Below are 19,465 nucleotides of genomic sequence, written 5' to 3'. Positions count from 1 at the left end.
GAGAAGCAAGCTTATGAGCAAGAGCAGCAAAGATCACACACACAAATTGCATTCAGCGCTGCCATTGAGAAGATCGACTCGCTCAAGAGAGCCAGGGGCAGGCATGTTTCGTGGCGTGCGGCTGCGTCTCACGCTCTGGTATTGCAGCGTGCTGGCGGTGGCGCTTGTGCTGTTCGGAGCTGCGCTCTATGTGGGGGTCGAGCAGGTACTCTTCCGCTCAACTCAAAATTATTTGACAGAGCATGCACTTGAACGGGCCAGGCAATGGCAGTACGCCCCGATTGCTCCCTGCTCGTCTATGTCCAGTTCGCCTATCTTCAGACGCGACCCCGACCCCAGCCCCTATAATGGGGAGAGGCCAGCGGAGCCTGACCCCAATCTTATGGTTGCCTGCTTCGATCAGAATGGTATGCTCATAGGCAGCGTCAGCGGCGGGCAAACATCAACGGCATTCCTCTCCAATGCACTGGCAAAAAAGGCATGGCAAACTGGCCAAGCTGTGAACGATATCGTGGATGGCGGCGGGTCCATCGGCCCTATTTATCGTTGCGCTCAAATTATTACAGTACGCGGCTCCCAGCAGATTGTGTTGCAGGTGGGAACATCGGTCGCGGTGCAGGAAGATACGCTACATATTTTGCTGACGCTCTTATTGATCCTGGGCATGCTGGCCCTGATAGGAGCGGGATTGGGTGGGCTTTTCCTGGCCCATCGCGCTCTGGAGCCAACACGTCAGGCATTTACACGTCAACAGCGCTTTATCGCCGACGCCTCGCACGAGCTACGCACGCCCCTCACGCTGCTGCATGCCGATGCTGATGTGCTGCTGCGGGGACGTAAGCATCTGGCCGAAGAGGATGTGATGCTGCTGGAAGATATAGTTTCCGAAGTTAACCATATGGCGACGCTGACGAACCGTATGTTGACGCTTGCTCGCCTGGACGCTGGCGATATCGACCATCATCGCGAACACGAGGTTGTCTATCTCGATCATGTGACACAAGCCGTCGTTCAACGCGTCAAAGCCTTTGCCGAGCAGCAAGAGATCACGCTCAAGATCGAGAGCCAGGACTCTCCCTGCGTGATCGGCGACTCTTCACTGCTGGAACAGGCCGTGCTGGTATTAATCGATAACGCCATTAAATATAACAAATCGGGCGGGTCGATCTCGATTCTCACAGCTATACGCGATAACGATGCGCTGGTTGAGGTGCGCGATACGGGCGTCGGCATTGCCCCTAAGCATCTCCCACATCTGGGAGAGCGCTTCTACCGCGTGGATAAGGCCCGTTCACGTGAAGCTGGCGGGACCGGGCTGGGACTCTCCATCGCTCATGGCATTGCAAAAGTACACAATGGCACTCTGACGCTCACCAGCGTTCCAGGGGAGGGAACAACTGCCACGCTCCGTTTGCCCCAGGCCCGCAACACCTCCATACAGAAACCAACTCCCATGGAGACGCCCAATAACGTTTTATAATGCCATCGGAACACGCTCTTCTCGCTCGCTGCAACAGCCTACCTTCTTCTCTCGCCGCACGGTACGTTCGCGTCGGCTGATGAGAACGGCGCTAAAATAGGAGAGGGCGGCAAGCGCGGAAATGTAGAAGCCCACAGGTAGATGTCGCCCGGTTCCCATAAACGCCAGAATCAAGCCGATCCAGGTGAACGCAAGGCTCAATACCACCGAGAGGAGCAGCGCGGTCAGGGGACGATGCGTAAGTCGCTCAGCGGTAGCGGCGGGAGCGATGAGCAGAGCCGAGACCAGTAGCACGCCGATCACCATTACCGCCTGAGCTGCTGTTGCGCCCAGGATAATCAGGAAGGCAACGGAAAGCAGACGCACCGGCACCCCTCGCGCCTGTGCCACTTCGGGATCGACCGAGGCGAAGAGCAGCGGTCGGAAGAGGATCGTCAGCACCAGCAGGATTACACAGCTACAGCCAAGCGCGGTCCACACGTCCTGACGGCCAATACTCAGAATCGAGCCAAACAGAATACCAATTCCCGCCGTTGCATGGGCTGCGCTATTCTGGGTGTACAGGCTGAGGAAAAGCACGCCCAGTCCCAGCGCAAACGACAACACCATGCCAATCTCGATGTCGCGTCCACGCACCCGCTCTCCCAGCGCCCCCATTCCCAGAGCCGAGAGCAACGTCAGAAGCAACATACCAAGCAGAGCACCAAAACCGAGGATAGCAGCACCAGTCGCACCAGCAAAGCCAATATCGGTCAGCGCCTCGGCAGCAAACGCCTGGGCACGCAACACCACAAAATAGCCGACCACCGCCGCCACAATCGCGATAATGGTCCCGCCAAGAAAGGCGTTCTGGACAAATTCATATTGAAACAGACTGAACATAATCTCTCCTCCCTACGAACGCGTCGCTTCCTGCATGGTCGTTGCGGCCTCGTTAGCAGTAACAGTCTCAAGTTGCGCTGGTGTCTCTGGTGCACGTGCTATCTGCTTTCTGCTGCGATTGCCCAGCCAGAGCGGAGAGAGGAGACGCACAGGTAGATAGATAGCAAAAGAGATAGTAGCGATAAAGAAGCTCACCGGCCAATCGCCCTGGAGCGCAGCCAGCACGATTCCCAACCAGGTGTAGCAGAGTCCCAGCACAACGGCGCATACAATCGCCCACAGCGGCCGGTGAAAGATGCGAATCGCGGTGGCGGCAGGTCCGATAAGTAGAGTAAAGACCAGCAGAGCCCCGACAACCTGGATAGCCATCGAAATCGTCACGGCCACCAGCACGAGGAAAAGGGCTGCCAGCAAGCGCACTGGTATGCCTCGCGCCTCCGCCACATCGGGATCGAGCGAGCTAAAGAGCAAAGGACGAAAGAGAACAAACAGGACGATCAACACCAACAGGCTCATCAGGGCGGTAATCAGCACGTCTTCCTGACTGATGCCGAGGATGGTGCCAAATAAGATGCTATAGACGCGCTGTGCATAGCCGGAATAGAGCGAGAGGAAGAGCAGTCCCAGACCGAGGGCAAAGGTCATAAGGATACCAATGGAGATATCGCGCTCTCGCACCTCTTTGCCCAGCAGCGCAATACCGACTCCTGCGGCAATGGTAAAGGCAAACAGGCCAAAAACGGGATCGACGCCCAGCAGAACCGCACCAGCCGCACCAGCAAAGCCAATGTTGGGCAGCGCATGGCCCGTAAAGGTCAGGCCGCGCACGATCAGAAAGTAGCCGATAATGGCTGCTGCGACCGCAATCAATGACCCCGCCAGCAGCGCGTTCTGAATAAACGGAGCCTGTAATATTTCAAAACCCATCTCAAACATAGTTCCCTGCCTGTAGCCTATGTATCCGCACCAACAACAAACAAACGATCCAGGGCGTGAACGACTTCGACCGGAGAGCCGTACAACTCGGTCAGAGTGGAGCTGGTGATCACTTCGTCCGGCGTGCCGATCTTGCTGTGACCATGTGCAATGTAGATAACACGATCTACCACTGGCAACAGTGGATTGACATCGTGTGTCACCAGCAGGACCGCGACGTTACGGGCACGACAGATCCGGTTAACGACGCTCACAATCTCGCGCTCATGCGTGAGATCAAGGTTTGCCAGCGGCTCATCAAGCAGCAGAATGCGAGGATTGGTCAAAAGAGCCTGGGCAATCAGCAAGCGCTGCTGCTCGCCGCCGGAGAGCTGCCCGACCGGGGCGTTGGCAAAGTGCAGTGCATCCACCTCTTCCAGCGCTTGCTCAATCAGTGCGTTACGCTTGCGGCTCGGCCAGCCTGGTCCCCAGCGATTGCCGTCCAGACCGAATCCGACGATATCGCGAGCGCGCAGCGCAAGCTCCGCCTCTAACGTACGATGCTGCGGCGCGTAGCCGATGGCATCGTTACCGCGCCTGGGTGGACGCCCCAACACGCGGATAGTGCCTGCTGAGGGGCGTATCAAGCCCAGCAATAGCTTGAGCAGCGTGCTTTTCCCGGCTCCGTTAGGTCCAAGGACAGCAATAAACTCTCCCTCATTAATCGCCAGGGAGACATTTTCCAGAATGGTCAGCCCCCCCAAACGGATCTGTATCTGTTCTAACTCTATGACTGATGCAGTACTCACAAAAATCTTCGCCTCCTGCTTCCCAATTCCCTCCCATGTCGTATTCGCGCGAATACGACATGGGGATCACCGCCATAAATCATTACAATTTATAATCTGGTGCATCCACGAACTCCTCTGTGGGTAAGGCCGAATATGGCAGGGGCGACGGCTTGTCCTCGCCTGTTTTACCCCATTGCCGATATTGCGAGCCAGGGCGAGGACAAGCCGTCGCCCCTGCCATATTCGAGTAGCCTCCCAGATACACCAATATCGTTATGACTTTCCTAGCGCCTGCTCAAGCGCATTCAACTGATCGAGCATCCAGTTCTGGTAGGTCTTGCTGGATGGCATGGTCTCGGTCACTGGCAAGGTCGGGATGTTGCTGCTCTTCGCGTCATTTTCCAGCCTGGTTGTGATTGGAGTGACGGTTTGCTCATTAAAAATAAGCACTTTGATCTGACGCTTCGTGATCTGGTTCTCGGCTGTAATAACAGCGTTGGCGGGCGGATCATTCCCCTCAGCGATGGCCTTCTGGAACTCCGGCGGGGTCAGCACATTGAGGCCCAGCGGTCCGCTCTGATACAAAAAGATGGTCTCGGTCAAACCAATGGGCGCATTGGCATGTTTCGTCTTGATCTCAGCTATTTTCTGCTGCACCGGCTGAAGCGCCGCCTGGAACTTTTGCAGATTGCGGTCAAACTCCGTCGCGCTGGCCGGGTTCAGCTTCTTCAAGCTATCAGTAATTGCCTGAGCAATGGTGCTCGCGTTATCGATACTGTACCACACATGCTCGTTATCGGGTAGCTTGACTTTGGCGATGTCGAAAGCTTTAATGACAACGCGGCTGCTGTTGGGCGAGCTGGAGAGCAATTTATCCATCCATCCATCATAACCGCCAGCATTCTCGATCACCAGTTGTGCCTTCGATACGGCCAGCGCGCTTTTCGTGTTTGCTTCGTATTCGTGAGGATCAACATTGGGATCGGAGAGAATACTCTGCACGTTAACATGGCTGCCTCCCACCTGTTGCGCGATATCGCCATAAAAGTTTTCGGCAGCGACCACTACAATAGTTTGCGACGTAGAATTGGGCACGCTCCCTGTTGCCTTCCCACCACATGCACTGAGAAGAAATAAAGCGATACCGGCTAATGAGAGCCAGAGAACAATCTTCCTTGAAAAAGAAAAGGACATGAACAATTACTCCTTAATGAGACTGTATATCTATTACGAATAGCATACATGAAGATCTGGCATATGTCAATGAGATGAGGTATCAATTACCAGATTGTCATCTTGCTGAGTTAGACATAATGACATAGTCATTCCCTTTCCATATGCTATCGATTTTGAGTAATATTATATAGAGGGAGGGGAAGGAGATGTTTGGACTACACGAGTACAATTGATCGGCATAGCTTACAAACAGCACGATAGCGTTGTTGTGCTTGTTGATGCAGTTTTAATTGTTCAATAACGAGAAGGAAAGGAACACTATGGCGAAAACATGTGTCCATACCGATGAGATTCGTGATGTTCAGCCGAGCGCTGGAGGTTGCGAAGAGTGTTTGCAAATGGGGGATAGCTGGGTACATCTGCGCGAATGCCTGGTTTGTGGTCATATTGGCTGCTGCGATTCCTCCAAAAACAAGCATGCCACCAAACATTTTCACGCCACCCATCACCCGATTATCCAATCGTTTGAGCCTGGCGAAGATTGGCGCTGGTGTTATATCGATCAGGTCTATGTCTAGATAGCGTACAGCAATGCAAGATTCTCATCCTGTGTCATAATCCTCGCGATTACGGCACAGGTGAGATCTTATACCTATCAGGATTGGTCGCTCTCGCTTTTCGTGTCAGAGCGATGAAGATAGTGAATAAACATTGATATGAGGCGGCGAAAGGTCTCGTCAACTTCCAGTGGCATGCCGAAGCCTCCAATAGTTTCCAGCGTGACGCAACCATGTACGAAGCTGCGCAACATCCGAATTGCATGATAAGCCTCTTCTTGAGAGAGGTGATAGGCGTTGAGCGCTCGTACCGCAACGTCCAGCGCTTCCTCGCTGGCTGCCAGCAGCTCTTCATCGTCCTGGGGAACGGCCCGCGCTGTTGCTGCATAGAGGCCCGGATGAGCATGAGCAAAATCGCGATACGTGTTTGCCAGCGCAATAACCGCATCGTCGCCCGCCTTGCCCATGACAGCTCGGCCCAGCCACTTTGTCAACTCGTGCAGGCCGTAGCGCGATAACTCACGCCGCAGGCCCGATAAGCCTTCCACATAATGATACAGAGTTGGCGTGCGTACCCCCAATCGTGCAGCGAGCGTTGCCAGCGAGATATTTTCCCACCCATCCTCATCAGCCAGCTTCGCCGCCGCCTGCACAACCGCCGCCTGGTCCAATCCAGCTCTTGGTGCCATAAAGCTCCTCACTACCTAACAGAACTACTTGTTTTTCTAATGTTAATAAATTATAATCTAATATCAGTAGATCGTCAAGGGGAAAAGCCTTGAGCATTATTGGTAAAATCTGGGGTATTCTCTATACAAATCTGATAGCTGTCTCAATTATCGCTTATCTCAAATGTTACTTTTTCTATTTTACAGCATTCTATTCTATAGAATAAATAGAAGATCTTTTTCAATAGCTTTTTTGTAATATTCTCCGCCTCTAGTAAGGCCGCTTAAAATTGCTGAGAAAGGACTCTGTATGGTTGACCGTGTAGGAGAACAGCTAGGAAACTATCGGCTGCTACGTCTCTTAGGCGAGGGAGGGTTTGCGGAGGTTTATCTGGGCGAGCATATTTATCTGAACAATCATGCGGCGATCAAACTGCTTCATGCCCATCTTGTTGGTCAGGATGCAGAACACTTTCTTACCGAAGCAAAAACGCTTGTTGATCTGGTACATCCCAATATCGTACGCGTCCTCGATTTCGCGGTGCAAGAAGGCTCTCCCTTTCTGGTGATGGATTATATTGCTGGTGGCACACTACGCCAGCAACACCCGCAAGGCAGCCGTTTGCCGCTTGATCTGGTGGTTCTCTATGTCAAACAGGTGGCTTCGGCTTTATACTATGCTCATGGTCAGCAGGTGATTCACCGCGATGTCAAGCCCGAAAATATGCTGCTGGGTAAGCATCAAGAGGTGGTACTGAGCGACTTTGGCATTGCAACGGTGGTGCCGCGTACTGGCCCGCTGGCGAAGAAAGATGTGCTGGGTACACCACGCTACATGGCTCCTGAGCAGATAGATGGTCATCCCGACGTTGCCAGCGATCAATATGCACTCGGAATCGTCGTCTATGAATGGTTGTGCGGAGAAGCTCCCTTTCGCGGCTCTTTTTTCCATCTCATGAATCAGCACAAGACACGTCCAGTGCCACCGCTGAGTACAAAAAATGCAGATGTTTCTCATGAAGTCGAGAAGGTGGTGCATAAGGCGCTGGCGAAAGATGCGCAGCAGCGCTATGAGAGCGTCCAGGCATTTGCTGATGCCCTGGAACATGCCTATCTCCTGGAACTGGCCCGAACAACTCCTCTACATGCCATAACGCAGCCAGCAAAGCATAGCGCGATCCCTTTTGCGAAGCGGCTGGAACCCGTGCAGCAATTAATGAACAGGCGCACGATGATGATAGCGCTGGGCGGGACGGCTCTGGTGGGTGCAATTGCGGGAGGTGCAGCGCTATGGAACTCTTTGCATGCTGAGCAGGGGATACAGATCTATCGCGGCCACAGCGGAACTGTGCGTGCCCTCTCCTGGTCCCCCGATGGTAAGAGCCTGGCCTCTGGGGGCGATGACAACACGGTTCAGATCTGGGACGCGGCAAAATCGACGACGCTGTACACCTATCATGGGCATAATGCTCGTGTAAACGCTGTGACATGGTCTCCGCCCGATGGCAATTATCTGGCCTCTGCCGATCAGAACGGCATGGTCCAGATCTGGAGGGCCACAAACGGACACAGTACCTTGCCTTCCAACGATCAAGAGGCGATGGTCGTTGACTGGTCCCATAATGGGAAGTATTTCGCTGCTGGCTCCGGCGAGACGATTCAGGTGCAAGAGATCGAGAGTGGCAATGTCGTTGCCATCTTTACCCGCCACGTGGATACCGTCCTGGCGCTCTCCTGGTCCCCCGATGATACCCTGATCGCCTCTGGCAGCGTCGATGGCGCGCTCTATATCTGGCGCGTTGATACGGGCGAAGTCCACATGTCCAATAAGAGAAATAATCCGCTCCAGATAGTGCGCTGGTCCCCCGACGGTAATGTGGCTTCCGGGTATCAGGATGGCTCTATTGCTGTGGTGGATGCAACCTCTAAAAAGACTATCTTCTCCTCCCATGGGGATCTTGCTGTACAGGCGCTAATCTGGTCGCACGATAGCCAGCAACTCGCCTCACTTGATACCAATGGGAACGTCTCGCTCTGGGAGAGCGTATCGGGAAAATCGCGTTTGCGGCTGACCTACACCGGCTATCCTTCGCAGTCGATAGCATGGTCGCCCGACGGGACACGGATCGTCTCAGGGGGCAACGATGGCACGATCCAGATCTGGGATGCAACGACCGGAAAGACCGTGGCAACCTATCAGGGCGCAGCCTCTTCTCTGAATGCGGTAGCGTGGTCGCCCGATGGGAGATACATTATTGCTGGTGGCAATAGCAATAGCGTGCCGATGTGGGATGCAGCAACTGGGAAAATGGTGCGAACCTGTCGTGGTCCGTTCAGCGGAATCAGAGCGGTTGGCTGGCTGAATGATGGGGCGCAGATCGCGGCAGGAGGTGACGATAAGAACGTTTATATCTGGGATGCAACCAGTGGAAAAATGCTCAAGAACTATGGCAGATCGAGTCCTGTGCATGCCGTGAGCTGGTCTCCACGCGGGAAATATCTGGCAGTGGCCGATCATAGGCTGGCCTGGGTGAAAGAGGTCAGCACCGCCACAGTGACGACGGGCTATCTTGATGGCTCACAGCCAGTACTGGCGATCGCGTGGTCGTTGGATGGTAAATATATCGCGTTGGGAGGCGGCGGGAAACGGGTGCGCATCTGGTCTGCACAAAACGATACAAACATTGCAACCTATCGACATTTAAGCGATATTCGCACGGTCTCCTGGTCCTCATCTGGAAAATGGCTGGCTTCGGGCAGCGATGATCGGTCCGTTCAGATCTGGGAACTGGCAACGCAAAACATTATCTTCACCTATCTGGAGCATACCTCCGCCATTAATGCGCTCGCATGGTCGCCTGATGAGAAGTATATCGCATCGGCGAGCAGCGACAAAACAGTCCGCATCTGGGCAGCCAGGACCGGCAAACTGGTCTTCATCTATCGTGGACACAACAGCCCGGTCAATGCTGTGGCGTGGTCGCCCGATGGCAAGTCTATTGCATCAACAGGCAGCGATACGACGGTTCATGTCTGGAAGGTCACAATCTGAAACCCATACAGATAATTTTCCCTTGACTTCGAGTGCACTCTAACTTATATAATGATTGGTATGAATACAGAATTGACTATCCAGCAGGTGGCCGAGCGCACAGGCTTGAGTGCCCACACATTGCGCTATTATGAGCGCGTGGGACTGCTCGATATGGTCGGACGAGCCAGCAGCGGCCACCGTCGCTATACCGAGGATGATCTCTCCTGGCTCGCGTTTCTGATGCGGCTCCGTGCTACCGGAATGCCCATACGCCAGATGCTAGAGTACACCCGCTTGCGCAGACAGGGTTCGACAACATCGACGCAACGTCTGGCTCTGTTGGAGGAGCATCAGCGAGCAGTACTAACCCATATGCAGGAACTTGAGCAGCATCTTACCGTCATCGAAGCCAAGATTGACCTTTATAAAAGATTGATTGTTGACGAAAACAAGAGCGCTGTCCTCGATACGGTGCCAGCTGAAACTGCCGTTAGTTAATATTACTTTTCATACCATCTCCGGGTAATGGGTGATTAAAAAAGGGAGGTGATGCTGTTCCCACCTTTACGCCAGCGCAATCGCATACGTGGTGATCGCTTTGATGGGCGCATTGTTCGTTGAGGCACGGAACTGGTAGACATCACAGAAAGCAACCGTCTTCCCGTCTTTGAACTTCAGCAATCCATTAGCGGCACCATTGTATCCGTGCGTGACAATCGTATTGATGATCAGTTCCACAACCTCATCACTTCTCGACCGTTGAAGTGCTGTAAGAACGTCCTGTTTTCTGCTAATGCACTGATCGCCAACGAGGTCCCAGCGGATATCGTCGGTCGTGTTGCGGGCAACAAAAGCACGGTCGAGGCTTGTGACCGCAACGAGAAAATTTTTCAGAAATAATTTCTTCGGCGCATTGCCGCAATCTTCATGAACAGTAATCGTCACCATAATGATTCGTGCCCTTTGACTGGAAGCACACCTGGCGTTTTTCCGCCATGATTGCCTGCCAGATTGTTCATAGTGGATGTCGTTGTCATGTGCAAAAAACCTCCTTGATCCTTGTGGAATGGCTGGCATGCTGACAAGATACCACGCACCTATTCTACCGCCTTGAAAAGAGGAATACTTCTTCTCTCTTGCTCTCCTTGTGTACCCCCCCATACGAGGTGCCTGGCTCGGGGAAGACTGCCACATCAGCATCCCGTGAGCGCGGGAGGTCTAAAGGCGGAATAGTGCAGCGTGGCGTACGGTGAAAAGCGACAGGAGATGATAACATTCTCCTGCCACTTTCTTAAAAGGCGAACTAACGCACTGTGATCTTGATCCCAGCACTGACCTTGCTTTCGTGGTGCAGGCGATCCAGCGCCGTCACGTAATAGGTATATGTCTTGCCCTTGACCGCTGTGGTATCGCGAAACTCCTGCGTGCTATTGTTCCCGGCTTTGCGCGTCATATCGAGCAGCATCGTCTGGCATTGTTGCGTGCTTTCGACGCGATAAATGGCGTAATACGCAGCGTTATTGTTCGTTGTATCCTGCCAGTGCAGCACAATTGCTGATCCAGCCTGTTGTGTACTCAGGTGGGCCACGCTCTGAGGAGCCTTGCCAGCCAGCCAGGGCATCGTCGGTATCAGCGCCGGTTGCTTGTAGATATCGTTGCTCAGGAGATCTCGAATATTGTGCGGATTTGCCAGCAGATCTTTGAGGCTGAAGAAGATGCTCCCCTGTACCTCGTGGATCGTCAGGTTGTATTGCAATTGCTTCGGCATCTCGTTGCTATCTGACCAGTTTGTGATTTTATATGCCGCCTGCCCGATATAGAGTTGCACTCGCTTGCCTCTGACCTCTTGCGACCACCATTGCACCAGTTTCTCATATGCCGCCGCTGGAAAGCCGAAGTTCCAGTAGATTTGCGGGGCGATGTAGTCGAGCCAGCCCTGACGAATCCAGGTGCGTGTATCAGCAAAGAGGTCGTCGTAATCCGTCTGGCCTGCGGTGGTATCGGAGCCAGTTGCATCGACGCTCTTGTTGCGCCAGACGCCAAAGGGACTGACCCCCAACTTCACATACGATTTCGCTTGTTTGATGCTCTGTGCGAGGTCTTGCATGAAGCGATTGATATTGTCGCGTCTCCAATCATCTTTGTTGGGGAAGTGGGCCGCGCCATATTGCTGATAGGCGGCCTGATCGGGAAAATCCTGCCCGGCGACGCGATAGGGGTAGAAGTAGTCGTCGAGATGGACCGCATCGATGTCGTAGTTTTTGACCACCTCCAGAATGCTCTGGATAACAAATGTGCGTACCTCTGGCAGACCTGGATTATAATACAGCTTGCCGCCATAGCTCACGACCCAATCAGGATGTTGTCTCGCTGGATGATTGGGAGCAAGCTTTTGAATATCATCCTGCAAGCTAACGCGGAACGGATTAAACCAGGCGTGAAATTCGAGGTTGCGACGATGGCTCTCTTCGATCATAAACGCCAGTGGATTGTAGCCGGGATCTTTCCCCTGCGTGCCGGTCAAATATTGGGACCAGGGGCCATAGTGCGACGGATAGAACGCGTCCGCCGCTGGCTTGACCTGAACAATCGCCGCGTTCATATGCATCTGTCGCAACGCATCGAGCAGGTTGATAAACTCTTGCTTCTGCGTAGCAACTGGCAACCCTGGCTTAGACGGCCAATCAATATTGGTGACGGTGGCGATCCAGGCAGCACGTAATTGTCGTTGTGCTGCACTATCCGTCTTCTGCACAGGAGGACAGTTAATAGATGACCCCGCAGGTTCGGACCCTCTGGCGTCCACGCCGCACGCCTGCAACCCCAGCATGCCAAGCAGCAACACCAGTTGCGCACTGATCTGCGCTAAAGGGTATCGTTTCAATCCATCCACGTCCGCACCTCCTATTGTTTCTTACTACTATACCGCTAATCTTCCCTTTCGTCATAAAGAACGTGATAACAAGTGCTATTTTCTTACAAATCGCTTCCTCGCGACAAGGGTCTGCTCTACTTGCCAGTATATACACACAAGCAATCTGTGCGGGACGTGCGGTGAGTAAGGAAGATGGTACAAGAGAAAAGGGGTACAACCAATTGTGCCATAGTCATCCCTTTTAGATACAATTACCACAGTTTATGCGATTATTGTAATGGGGCCAGAATTTTCTTATCTGGTCCCTTCGTTCTAGCACGGACGTGGCTCCCTTTTCCCTATGCCATGTTTAAAAATGCAAGAAAAACAATAGGAGCATTATTTGTGGTAAAACAGCGCAGTAAATTTTTTCTCTTTTCTACATTATTACTCGTTCTTGCCCTGCTTTCCGCCTGTGGAGGCTCCCAGGAACCGAGCGAGACCGCTCAGAACATGACCACACCGACCGCGTCATCGCAGCCAACATCTGCCGCGACGACAACGGCAGATTCGCAGCCGGACGGGAACTATGCCTTTGTGCGTCAGAATCAACTCTGGGTCCACCTGCAAGGTGACATTTCCGGGCAGCTCACGAAATTTGATTATACGGCACGACCCAATGCTTTCTGGCACCTCCCTCTCTGGTCATCGGATGCTCGCTATCTGGCCTTTATTATGAATGCTCTGCCAGCAGGTCTGGGAGGCGGCGGTTGTCCCGGTCCCGACTACGGGGCAAATGGCGCACTCTATGTCTACGATACACAGGCTAAGGCGATGGCGCAGGTGTCACCCGTGACGCCCATCCCACATGCAGCCACCAGCGGTCAACCGCAAAGCGATGCCTGGCAATATATGTTCTGGGAAGATGCCACACACCTGCTTGCCTGGTACAATGGGGCCAAAGATGGCAAGAACGCGGGGTTATATCGCTATGATCTGACGGCCCAGACAGTGAAAAAGGTCATATCGCTCGACGATTTAGACGCCAATACACTTTATAATGGCAAAACTGATGACAACAAGCCGCTGCTTCTCTCTATGCGCTACAGCAGTGGCATGCTGTATTATCAAACGGTCAAGCATCCCGGGAAAGACGACAGCACACTGAGCATTTATAGCCGTTCGGTCACGAAGCCGGATTCGGATAGCAAGAAAGTGCTTGATCTGGGCACTGAACCCTGGTGCAGCAGCAGTCAGTCGGGGCAGATCGTCCTGCCAGGCTGGGATGTCTCGCCCGATGGCAATCATCTGGTGGCACAGCTCGTCAGCGCTCAGGCAGTGATGGGTATTCAAGAGCAGAATCTCCAGAACGGCTCCTCTATTGAACTGTTCAAACAGGCCCCGCAGGAATTGTTCGGCCACGATGTCTTGCTTTCATGGAGTCCTGATAGCCAGACGGTAGTAGCAACCGAACCCTCGATTATCGCAAAGTTGGGGCCATTCACCACCTCTCTTGCCAATACCAGCGCCGTTCAGAGCTACACCCCTTATATGCGTGGTCCGGCTTCCTGGCACGCCGATGGCTCGGCCTTCGATCTTCAGAACTCTTCGACCGGCAATGGTTCTGCCCTGATCAGCGGTGCAAATACGCCACCAACAATCTACGAATACGGTACAGGCAAAACAAATGGGCGAACAGTACTCACTGATGCCCATGAGATTGGTTGGGGTTAGATATTTCGCACGCTTCGGCTCCACACCTTCGTTTATACTGCTCAGGATGTTCGCGTCCTGAGCAGTATTTCTTGTCTATTGTAATCTAGAAACGTGACTGGCGTTTTTAGCATGGTCGCAAAATCTATGCAAATTATGTATACTGCTGGTATAGAGAGCTAGCTGAACATCCTGATACTGCATTTTGTTTTGCCGGGATGCGGTATGGGAAGGTATAATTGATTTGTAGGCAGTCAAGAAGGTTTAATAATTTGTGCTGGGATCATGAGGAAGCGAGAAAAACATGCAGGGTGAAAACACAGCTGGAGCGCTGATATCATGGTTGAGCAGGCTGGAACGCAAGGTGGAGGACCTGGAGAAGCATGTGGCGGAGGGCAATAGCGAGCAAACAACAAAGAGCCTGGCAACTTGCGATACATATTTGAAAAAACTGTATGCACGTGCAAAAGAACACGTCTTTCATACAGCTGATGGCCCACAGGTGGTGCAAGATCTGGCAAAGCTCAAAGTACGAATCGAGCGGGTGCGTAAAAGCATAGCGCGCAGCCATCCTGTTAGCCCCTGGCTAAGCGGCAATTTGCAGGAAGTGAGTATTCAGGAACAGCTCGCTTGATCTGGTAATGCAACCAGATCAATGTCAATCGCATTGTGCCAATATAATAGTTGGATCAGGGGATTTTCATCCTTTCGAGCCGCTCCCCTCATGAGGGAAGTGCCATCCAGCAAACAAATACAGACGCTACCTGCTTGATTTTCTTTGCGCCTACGTGCAATGATGAAGGGACCGAGGCCGTTGATATATGCGGCCCGGTTCCTTACTTTTTGCGAACAAGTCTAGTAAGGTAGTTCGTAGTTTCCCGATAAATCGGGAAACTACGAACTACCTTACCATTTTTAGGAGGTAGCTTCAATGGATCTGGAGAAAGATCAGGCAGCCACGTTTCCGCCCATTAACCCACGCGCCTCGTTTATCTGGCATGGCGGCGATTATAATCCTGAACAGTGGCCCCCGGCTGTCTGGGATGAAGATATTCGTTTGATGCAGCGGAGTCATTATACCGTTCCGACCGTTGGCGTGTTCAGCTGGGTTCAGTTGCAGCCGGATGAGGAACATTTTACCTTTGAATGGCTCGATACCATTCTGGACAAACTGGCAGATTCCGGTCGCTTCGTCTGTCTGGCGACACCAACCGCAGCACAGCCAGCCTGGATGTCGCAACAATACCCCGATGTGTTGCGCGCCGACAACACAGGACAGCGCCGCCATCACGGGAACCGCGTCAATTTTTGCCCGACCTCGCCCAACTATCGCTATTTTGCCCAGCAGATCGCCGGTCGCCTGGCTGAACGCTATTTTGCCCATCCCGCACTGGTCGCCTGGCATATTTCCAACGAATATGGCGGCACCTGCTACTGCGAGACGTGCGCCAGCGAATTTCGTTCCTGGTTGCAGCAGCGCTACGAGAGCCTGGACGCTCTAAACGCTTGCTATTGGAGCGCTTTCTGGGGCCACACCTATACGAGTTGGGAACAGATCGAGCCTCCCTATGCTGATGGTGAGCGCGCAATTCATGGGTTAAACATCGATTATCGACGCTTCCAGAGTGAGATGATGCTACACTGCTTTCAGTTGGAACGAGATGCGATTCGCGTCTTTTCGCCCGATGTACCGATCACAACCAATCTGATGGGAACCTATTTCGATCTGGACTATCGCTCGTGGGCAAAGGAGATGGATGTCGTTTCCTGGGATAACTATCCCCGTCCCAACGACTCACCAGCCAACATCGCTTTCCAACACGATCTCCATCGCGGTCTGCGCGACGGACAGCCTTTTATGCTGATGGAGCAGACGCCCAGCAGCCAGAACTGGCAGGCCATCAACGCCTTGAAGCGGCCGGGCGTCCTGCGCCTGTGGAGTTATCAGGCCGTCGCGCATGGAGCGGACACGGTGATGTATTTTCAGTGGCGGCGCGGACGTGGCGGCATCGAAAAGATGCACGGTGCCGTTGTCGAGCATGCTGGACGCACCGATGCACGCGTCTTTCAGGAAGTTACAACGCTTGGTGCAGAACTGGAACGCCTGGGCGACAAAACGCTCGGTGCCACCACTCCCGCAAAGGTGGCCCTGCTCTTTGACTGGAACAACTGGTGGGGCTTGCAGGACACGGTTGGACCGGTTCGCGAGAAAGAGTATGTGCCAGTGATTCGTCAGCACTACTCCGCCTTCTGGAACCGCAACGTTTCGGTAGACATCGTTTTTAGCGACTCCGATCTCAGCCGCTACAGTATCGTGGTCGCGCCGATGCTCTATATGGTCAGGCCCGGCGTTGCAGAACGAATCGAGGCGTTTGTCGAGCAGGGCGGCACCTTCGTTGCAACGTATCTCAGCGGTCTGGTCGATGAGCATGATCTGGCCTTTGAAAATGGCTATCCCGGCCCCTTGAAGCGTGTGCTGGGGATCTGGAGCGAGGAGATCGACGCGCTCTATCCTGAGCAGGGCAACCAGATTGTGATGAACGATCAGAGCGGCACCTACACCTGTGGTCGCCTGAGCGAGATTATCCATTGCGAGGGGGCCGAAGCGCTGGCAACTTATGGCACGGACTTCTACGCCGGACAGCCTGTGGTCACGCGCAACAGCTTTGGCAAAGGAGCCGCCTACTACATCGCCAGCGAGCCAGAGGAACATTTCCTGAACGATTTCTACGCTCGTTTGCTGACAGAACAGCAGGTACAACCTCTGCTTGAGGCTCCGACCGGGGTTGAAGTTACTCGCCGGGATACCGAACAGGGCACATTGCTATTCCTGCTCAACCACAATGCCGAAAGCGTACAGATCACGCTTCCCAGGGAACAACGCTATCATGATCTGATCGCCGATAAAACGGTGGCCGATACACTGCAATTGGCCGCACGAGATGTGGCGATTCTCTCTATGATGGTGTAGCCTGCTAATTTCCCAGGAAGTGGTTGCGCGATAATTGGTGCATCTGGCAATTGAAGGGGAATGGTAAGGGAACAAAGCACGTTGGGTTTCCCGTAGCGACAAGGGGTGTTGGGGGTCTTGACGGGGGCCTTGCGCTTGTCGCTCTCGCCAGGCCGCTTCATCACCCCTGGCACGCCGCCAGAGGGAGAGGATCATTCGGGGGCGAGAGCGACAAGCGCAAGGCCCCCACAACCCCTCCACACCTCTCCTTGTCGCTACGGGTGGGGAGAAATCATCTCTCTCTTGCACATTTGCCGGATGCACCAATTCAGTTGTTATACATCCATATCCCGATAATCCTGCAAGCGAATGAGGGTGAGAAATTCCTCAAAGGGGAGCACAGGGAGCGTGGTTGTGGGCTGCTTTGCCAGTTGGGTGAGCATGTTGCACATATAAGTAGTGACGGCGAGGAGAACTTTTGTAGAATAGAGGACGAGTCGGAAGCCATACTCTTCCAATTGCTGTGCCGAGAGCTGCGGCAACAGGCCGCTCTCCACCATGTTGAAAACAAGCGGTATTTTGCCGCTGAAGACATGGCTGATTTTTTCCAGTTCCAGCAAAGAGCGTGGAGCCTCAATCAACAAAGCATCAGCGCCTGCCTCAAAATAGGCCCACCCTCGCTCAAGCGTGTACTCAATCCCTTCAACGGCGTTGGCATCCGTGCGCGCCAGGATCACCAATTGCTCATCGCAGCGTGCATCGCGGGCCGCTTTGATCTTGGCAACCATCTCCTGACGGCTGATGACCTCCTTGCCGGGAAAATGGCCGCATCGCTTGGGGGAGACCTGATCCTCTAACTGAAGAGCAGCAACTCCTGCTCGCTCGTAGTGTTGCACGCAGCGGCGCACATTATTGACGCCACCATAGCCGTTGTCGGCATCCGCAATCACAGGAACTCGTACTGCGCTACACATCGCATCGGCATGTTGCGCCATCTCTGACATCGTTACTAAGCCGAGATCAGGCACGGCACAGGCAGAAGCTGCGACGCAAAACCCGGACATATAGATTGCCTCAAAGCCAGCCCACTCCATCAAACGCGCTGACCAGGCATCGTAGGCACCTAACACATGCAGCAATCCGCGCGTGGGATCGGTCAATCTGGAACGGAACTGTTGGCGTAACTGTTGATGTAGCGTGGGTACATTCATGCAGGGCGAGCCTCCTCAGTCGATACGGCACATTGTTTTTGAAAACTACTCATGAGGTATATTGTACGTACCACAAGAAATGAAGCTTGCCAATCCAGGCACGCCTTGTGAAGACATGCCTGTCAACAATTGTTCGAGGAGGTGGAACAATTGTTGTCTGGTGCTAGGAGAAGCGCGGCAGTCGGCGCTTTGCGGGTCTATATCCCTGCGTGATTGGAGGGCGAGAGAAGATCGTTCGCTCTGTTTGTGGCAAGCTCCGCACCGACGAGATGGTGTTTCTCGTCGTTCTTCTCAGAGACGTTCCAGTCATAGAAGTTCTATGCCCCTCCACCGGCTGGACTTGCGCGGGATGAACTGGTTGTTGCAGCGCCCAGGTGAGCATATGCGAGAATTGCAGCACGTTCTCGAAGCGATGCAGTGGATTTTTCGCCAGCGCCTTCTGCATCACCTGTTCAACTTCCTGGGGCACAACTCTTCCCCGACTGACGAGCGCTGCCGGTCTCACCATATGATGCTGCCAGAGAATTTCCTGCGTTGTTCCGGCAAATGGTGGATGGCCGCAAAGCCACTCGTAAGCGACGATCGCGAGAGAATACTGATCACTAGCTGCGCATGGATTTCCATCCGCCTGCTCTGGCGCGGTATAGGGTGCAGTCCCAAATTTATCGCGCAGACGATCGGCATAATACGCGGTTGTTGCGATACCAAAATCGCTCAGTTGAACCAGGCCATCCAGCGTCAGAAGCAGGTTATCCGGTTTAACATCGCGATGGATGTAGCCGAATGTATGCGTGTATTGAAGGGCCGCTGCGACCTGCTGAACGTAGCGAGCAACGGTTGAGAACGGCAGTTGCGTGCCAACAGTGTATTGCTGACGCAATGTTCCGCGCAGAGCGTACTCCATGACGAGAAACGAAAATGTCTCATTGTTGTAGAAATCCAGCATGCGTACAATGTGGGGATGATGCAGGCGAGGCAAGATCCTTGCCTCGTTCCATAGTTGCTTGATCGCTGCATCAGAGCCGGGCCGACGTACAAATTTTATGGCGACATGACGACCAGACTGCACATGTGTAGCCAGATAGACATGGGCAGAGCCGCCATGTCCAAGTGGGCGTTGCAGTCTATAGGGACCAATGCGCTTCCCCTGTAATAACGTTGTCTCTGCATGTACGCTTGTCATACTTTTCTCGCTTCCCAAAACTCAGGAAACCAGGGACGTGACAACCACATC

Annotated in this window: 17 protein-coding genes; 7 read left to right on the top strand and 10 right to left on the bottom strand. The window is 53.4% G+C overall.

Translation table 11 applies throughout. From position 1 onward, the window contains the following. The first annotated feature begins 13 nt into the window (after nucleotides 1–13). Nucleotides 14–1,480: a sensor histidine kinase gene (locus K3T83_RS19600; RefSeq protein ID WP_220204647.1), complete on the top strand. Its 1,467-nt coding sequence runs from the start codon at nucleotides 14–16 to the stop codon at nucleotides 1,478–1,480. Here the strand turns inward: K3T83_RS19600 and K3T83_RS19595 are convergent. The 5 genes from K3T83_RS19595 to K3T83_RS19575 form a co-directional block, all read right to left on the bottom strand. Next, nucleotides 1,475–2,362, bottom strand: coding sequence for a metal ABC transporter permease (locus K3T83_RS19595; RefSeq protein ID WP_220204646.1), 888 nt, complete (start codon nucleotides 2,360–2,362; stop codon nucleotides 1,475–1,477). The two genes, K3T83_RS19600 and K3T83_RS19595, sit on opposite strands and share 6 nt — an antisense overlap. Nucleotides 2,363–2,374: 12 nt before the next feature. Further along, nucleotides 2,375–3,289 carry a metal ABC transporter permease gene (locus K3T83_RS19590; protein ID WP_236064934.1) on the bottom strand — a complete coding sequence of 305 codons (915 nt, stop codon included), beginning with the start codon at nucleotides 3,287–3,289 and terminating at the stop codon, nucleotides 2,375–2,377. A gap of 26 nt (nucleotides 3,290–3,315) precedes the next feature. Then, nucleotides 3,316–4,086 (bottom strand): metal ABC transporter ATP-binding protein, encoded by a 771-nt coding sequence (locus K3T83_RS19585; RefSeq protein WP_220204644.1) that lies wholly within the window; start codon nucleotides 4,084–4,086, stop codon nucleotides 3,316–3,318. An 82-nt stretch (nucleotides 4,087–4,168) separates the two neighbouring features. Next, a complete protein-coding gene (locus tag K3T83_RS19580; protein WP_220204643.1) occupies nucleotides 4,169–4,309 on the bottom strand; it encodes a hypothetical protein in 141 nt (46 codons plus the stop codon). A 32-nt stretch (nucleotides 4,310–4,341) separates the two neighbouring features. After that, nucleotides 4,342–5,262, bottom strand: coding sequence for a metal ABC transporter solute-binding protein, Zn/Mn family (locus K3T83_RS19575; RefSeq protein WP_220204642.1), 921 nt, complete (start codon nucleotides 5,260–5,262; stop codon nucleotides 4,342–4,344). 302 nt (nucleotides 5,263–5,564) lie between these two features. Here K3T83_RS19575 and K3T83_RS19570 point away from each other — a divergent pair, with 302 nt between their 5' ends. Next, nucleotides 5,565–5,822, top strand: a complete 258-nt coding sequence (locus K3T83_RS19570) for a UBP-type zinc finger domain-containing protein (RefSeq protein ID WP_220204641.1) — start codon at nucleotides 5,565–5,567, stop codon at nucleotides 5,820–5,822. A gap of 77 nt (nucleotides 5,823–5,899) precedes the next feature. On the opposite strand, the gene K3T83_RS19565 is transcribed toward K3T83_RS19570, so the two are convergent. Next, nucleotides 5,900–6,490, bottom strand: a complete 591-nt coding sequence (locus K3T83_RS19565; protein ID WP_220204640.1) for a TetR-like C-terminal domain-containing protein — start codon at nucleotides 6,488–6,490, stop codon at nucleotides 5,900–5,902. Between the two features lie 289 nt (nucleotides 6,491–6,779). Between K3T83_RS19565 and K3T83_RS19560 the strand changes: the two genes are divergently transcribed. Beyond that, nucleotides 6,780–9,521 (top strand): serine/threonine-protein kinase, encoded by a 2,742-nt coding sequence (locus tag K3T83_RS19560; RefSeq protein ID WP_220204639.1) that lies wholly within the window; start codon nucleotides 6,780–6,782, stop codon nucleotides 9,519–9,521. 60 nt (nucleotides 9,522–9,581) lie between these two features. Then, nucleotides 9,582–10,001, top strand: coding sequence for a MerR family transcriptional regulator (locus K3T83_RS19555; RefSeq protein WP_220204638.1), 420 nt, complete (start codon nucleotides 9,582–9,584; stop codon nucleotides 9,999–10,001). Between the two features lie 66 nt (nucleotides 10,002–10,067). Here K3T83_RS19555 and K3T83_RS19550 read toward each other — a convergent pair whose 3' ends face one another. Together K3T83_RS19550 and K3T83_RS19545 are read right to left on the bottom strand one after the other, a co-directional pair. After that, nucleotides 10,068–10,451, bottom strand: coding sequence for a hypothetical protein (locus tag K3T83_RS19550; protein ID WP_220204637.1), 384 nt, complete (start codon nucleotides 10,449–10,451; stop codon nucleotides 10,068–10,070). A gap of 355 nt (nucleotides 10,452–10,806) precedes the next feature. Then, nucleotides 10,807–12,333: a glycoside hydrolase family 10-like protein gene (locus K3T83_RS19545; protein WP_220208259.1), complete on the bottom strand. Its 1,527-nt coding sequence runs from the start codon at nucleotides 12,331–12,333 to the stop codon at nucleotides 10,807–10,809. Between the two features lie 429 nt (nucleotides 12,334–12,762). Here K3T83_RS19545 and K3T83_RS19540 point away from each other — a divergent pair, with 429 nt between their 5' ends. The 3 genes from K3T83_RS19540 (at nucleotide 12,763) to K3T83_RS19530 (ending at nucleotide 17,041) form a co-directional block, all read left to right on the top strand. Continuing rightward, a complete protein-coding gene (locus K3T83_RS19540) occupies nucleotides 12,763–14,091 on the top strand; it encodes a hypothetical protein (RefSeq protein ID WP_220204636.1) in 1,329 nt (442 codons plus the stop codon). Nucleotides 14,092–14,374: 283 nt separating this feature from the next. Further along, a complete protein-coding gene (locus tag K3T83_RS19535) occupies nucleotides 14,375–14,704 on the top strand; it encodes a hypothetical protein (RefSeq protein WP_220204635.1) in 330 nt (109 codons plus the stop codon). A gap of 297 nt (nucleotides 14,705–15,001) precedes the next feature. Then, nucleotides 15,002–17,041 (top strand): beta-galactosidase, encoded by a 2,040-nt coding sequence (locus tag K3T83_RS19530; protein ID WP_220204634.1) that lies wholly within the window; start codon nucleotides 15,002–15,004, stop codon nucleotides 17,039–17,041. 314 nt (nucleotides 17,042–17,355) lie between these two features. Here K3T83_RS19530 and K3T83_RS19525 read toward each other — a convergent pair whose 3' ends face one another. Both K3T83_RS19525 and K3T83_RS19520 read right to left on the bottom strand, forming a co-directional pair. Next, a complete protein-coding gene (locus K3T83_RS19525; protein WP_220204633.1) occupies nucleotides 17,356–18,231 on the bottom strand; it encodes an isocitrate lyase/PEP mutase family protein in 876 nt (291 codons plus the stop codon). A gap of 163 nt (nucleotides 18,232–18,394) precedes the next feature. After that, a complete protein-coding gene (locus tag K3T83_RS19520) occupies nucleotides 18,395–19,414 on the bottom strand; it encodes a serine/threonine-protein kinase (protein WP_220204632.1) in 1,020 nt (339 codons plus the stop codon). Nucleotides 19,415–19,465: the final 51 nt, after the last annotated feature.

The organism is Reticulibacter mediterranei (assembly GCF_016587455.1).
This window is presented reverse-complemented; position numbering and strand designations above follow the sequence as displayed.